Here is a 3,736-nt window from a genome sequence, read left to right as displayed (position 1 = left end):
GCGCTACGCCCCGCCCCCGCCGCCGGCCCAGCCCCAGCAGCCGCAGCGGCCCCAGCGTGAGCCCCGGCAGCCGCGGCAGCGCAGCGCCAACCGGATGCGGATCCCCGGGCTCGGCTGCCTCAAGGGCTGTCTCTTCACGATCGTCATCCTGTTCGTCGCCGGCTGGCTGATCTGGGAGCTGAGCCCGCTCCAGGAGTGGATCGGCACCGGCAAGGGCTACTGGGACCAGCTCACCGACTGGTTCAACACCGTGACCGGCTGGTTCGAGAAGCTGAGCGGGAGCAGTTCGGGCACGAACTGACCTGAACCGCCCTGCGGGGTTGGTGATTTGTCGACACCTGGCGGGTGATTTCTGCCTCCCCAGTGAAGGTTGGCTCTCCGGACGCGTAGTTTTAGCGACAACACGCGTCGGTAGGAGCAGCCTTGGCACGGAAGATCGGCAGCCGGTACACCGCCCACCAGATCCTGGGGCGGGGCAGCGCCGGCACGGTGTGGCTGGGCGAGGGTCCCGAGGGCCCCGTCGCCATCAAGCTGCTGCGCGAGGACCTCGCGTCCGACCAGGAGCTCGTCGGGCGCTTCGTGCAGGAGCGGACGGCGCTGCTCGGCCTGGAGCACCCGCACGTGGTGTCGGTGCGCGACCTGGTCGTGGACGGCAACGACCTGGCGCTGGTCATGGACCTCGTCCGGGGCACCGACCTGCGGACCCGGCTGGAGCGGGACCGGCGCCTCGCGCCCGAGGCGGCCGTCGCGATCTCGGCCGACATCGCCGACGGGCTGGCGGCGGCGCACGCCGCGGGTGTCGTGCACCGGGACGTGAAGCCGGAGAACGTGCTCCTGGACATGCAGGGCCCCCTGGGCCCGGGCGGCTCCCACCGCGCGCTGCTGACCGACTTCGGTGTGGCCAAGCTCATCGACACCCCGCGCCGCACCAAGGCCACGAAGATCATCGGCACGCCGGACTACCTCGCCCCGGAGATCGTCGAGGGCCTGCCGCCCCGCGCCTCCGTCGACATCTACGCGCTCGCCACGGTCCTCTACGAGCTGCTGGCGGGCTTCACCCCGTTCGGCGGCGGCCACCCGGGCGCGGTCCTGCGCCGGCACGTCACGGAGACGGTCGTCCCGCTGCCCGGCATCCCGGACGAGCTGTGGCAGCTGCTCGTGCAGTGCCTGGCCAAGGCGCCGGCCTCGCGGCTGCGGGCCTCGGAGCTCGGGGCCCGGCTGCGGGAGCTGCTGCCGATGCTGGCGGGCATGCCGCCGCTGGAGGTGGACGAGCCGGACACGGAGTCCGCGGAGGAGGCGGACCGGGAGGAGCAGCCCGCCGGACCGGCACCGGCCGGGGAGCGGGTCCGGAGGCGGGGCGCGGTCCCCCTGGTGCCGGGCGCGAAACCGGCCGACTCCAACCGGGACACGCACACCTCGATGCGCGTACCCGCCCCCGACGAACTGGCCGGGGGCGCGCACGGCACGGCCCGGGCCCCGCGCGCGTCGGGCACGCCCCGGCCGGGCTCGGCCCGCAACCGCGCCATCGCCCGGCGCCGCCGCGTGGCCCTCAGCGCGGCCGCGGTCGCCCTGGCGGCGGCGATAGGTGTCGGGGCGTGGCTGTCCACATCGGGCGACGACGCGAGCACACCGCCCCAGGACACGAAGAACTCGGCCCCGCAGTCCCCGTGACCTGTCCCGCTGGACGGGCGAAGCCCGCCGGTGACAGGGGTCGGGGTCGGTCCTGGTTGCCGGCGGCGTTGGACGGGCGCGGGGGGTGGCGCGGGGAGTCGAGGAACTCGGCGTCGTCCCCCTGACCTGTCCGGCAGGACAGGCGAAGGCTGACGGTGGCGGGGTCCGGCGCCGGGTGGCGCGGGGAGAAGAAGCGCTCGGCCTCGTTCCCCCCGGCCCTCCCGCGGGACGGGCCAAGCCGGCTCCGGCGGCGGTCGGAGTGAGCGCCCGGCTGTCGACGACGGGCGACTGGCGCTGGGCGCCGTAGGAGGCCGGGGCGCCGGAGCCCCCGCCCGCGGCTGACCCCGTCGGCTCCGGCAGCCCGGCGCTGGCCGCCGGGCGGAGCCGTTACGCTGGAGGCGTGGCAGTCGTCGATGTATCCGAAGAGCTCAAGTCCCTCTCCTCGACCATGGAGTCGATCGAGGCCGTTCTGGACCTCGACAGGCTGAGGGCAGACATCGCCGTGCTCGAGGAGCAGGCGGCCGCGCCGTCCCTGTGGGACAACCCCGAAGAGGCGCAGAAGATCACCAGCAAGCTGTCCCACCTCCAGGCCGAGGTGCGCAAGGCGGAGGCCCTGCGCGGTCGTATCGACGACCTCGCCGTCCTCTTCGAGATGGCCGAGGAGGAGGACGACCCGGACACCCGCGCCGAGGCCGAGTCCGAGCTCCTCGCCGTGAAGAAGGCGCTGGACGCGATGGAGGTCCGCACACTCCTCTCCGGCGAGTACGACGCCCGTGAGGCCCTGGTGAACATCCGCGCCGAGGCCGGGGGCGTCGACGCCGCCGACTTCGCCGAGAAGCTCCAGCGCATGTATCTGCGGTGGGCCGAGCAGCGCGGCTACAAGACCGAGATCTACGAGACGTCGTACGCGGAGGAGGCCGGCATCAAGTCGACCACCTTCGCCGTCCAGGCGCCCTACGCGTACGGCACGCTCTCCGTCGAGCAGGGCACGCACCGGCTGGTGCGCATCTCGCCCTTCGACAACCAGGGCCGGCGGCAGACCTCCTTCGCGGGCGTCGAGGTCCTGCCCGTGGTCGAGAAGTCCGACCACGTCGACATCGACGAGAGCGAACTGCGCATCGACGTCTACCGGTCCTCGGGCCCCGGTGGCCAGGGCGTGAACACCACCGACTCCGCGGTGCGCATCACCCACATCCCCACCGGCATCGTCGTCTCCTGCCAGAACGAGCGCTCGCAGATCCAGAACAAGGCGACGGCCATGAACGTGCTCCAGGCCAAGCTGCTGGAGCGGCGCCGCCAGGAGGAGCAGGCCAAGATGGACGCCCTCAAGGGCGACGGCGGCAACTCCTGGGGCAACCAGATGCGTTCGTACGTGCTGCACCCGTATCAGATGGTCAAGGACCTGCGCACCGACTACGAGGTCGGCAACCCCGAGGCCGTGTTCAACGGCGAAATCCAGGGGTTCCTCGAAGCCGGAATTCGCTGGCGCAAGCAGCAGGAGAAGTAAGTTTGTCGACAAGGCAACTGCCGACGTCAGGGCGGCAGTTGCCTTTTCTGTGCCCGCATGTCTGGGTTTTACATCACACTCACAGAGTCAGAGTCCCGGCATTGCCCCCGTAGTTGGACATGGCGCCCGCAAACGCCCTTGACGTGTCTTTGAAAAATGGGAAGGGTAAAGCGCGGCATGCGTGTCTCTGGGGCGCATGTGAACCGGGGGGCTCTTCACCGCAGCTATCCCCGTCGAGCACAGCCCCGCGCGGTGCCTAATGACGATGAGCTACTGGGGGTAGCAACCACATGACGAAGAAGACGCGGATCCGTGTCGCGCGGATAGCGGCCGGCGCCGTGATCGCGGCCGGTGCCTCGCTGACCGCCGCCGGTGCCGCATCCGCCGCGGAGTCCGAGGACTGCCTGCTCGGCATCCTGTGTGCCGACGAGTCGCCCGTCCCGACTCCGACGCCCACGGATGTGCCGACGGACATTCCCACCGACCTGCCGACGGACCTCCCGACCGACCCGCCGCCGACCGCGGAGCCCACCGACGAGCCGACCGAGCCCACGGACG

2 protein-coding genes and 2 pseudogenes are annotated in these 3,736 nt (G+C 71.6%); all 4 read left to right on the top strand.

The window, feature by feature from the left end:
* Positions 1-301: pseudogene (locus tag CA983_RS41460) on the top strand (cysteine-rich/transmembrane domain-containing protein); the annotation flags it as partial.
* A 122-nt stretch (positions 302-423) separates the two neighbouring features.
* Positions 424-1,671 (top strand): serine/threonine-protein kinase, encoded by a 1,248-nt coding sequence (locus CA983_RS41455; protein WP_086605823.1) that lies wholly within the window; start codon positions 424-426, stop codon positions 1,669-1,671.
* Positions 1,672-2,071: 400 nt separating this feature from the next.
* Positions 2,072-3,178 (top strand): peptide chain release factor 2, encoded by a 1,107-nt coding sequence (prfB, locus tag CA983_RS41450; RefSeq protein ID WP_086605822.1) that lies wholly within the window; start codon positions 2,072-2,074, stop codon positions 3,176-3,178.
* Between the two features lie 290 nt (positions 3,179-3,468).
* Positions 3,469-3,736, top strand: a pseudogene (locus CA983_RS41445) (hypothetical protein); the annotation flags it as partial.

The organism is Streptomyces swartbergensis (assembly GCF_002148965.1).
In the GTDB taxonomy this organism is placed as follows: Bacteria; Actinomycetota; Actinomycetes; order Streptomycetales; family Streptomycetaceae; genus Streptomyces; species Streptomyces swartbergensis.
The sequence above is the reverse complement of the archived record's forward strand: the minus strand, read 5'-3'. Positions and strand labels throughout refer to the sequence as shown.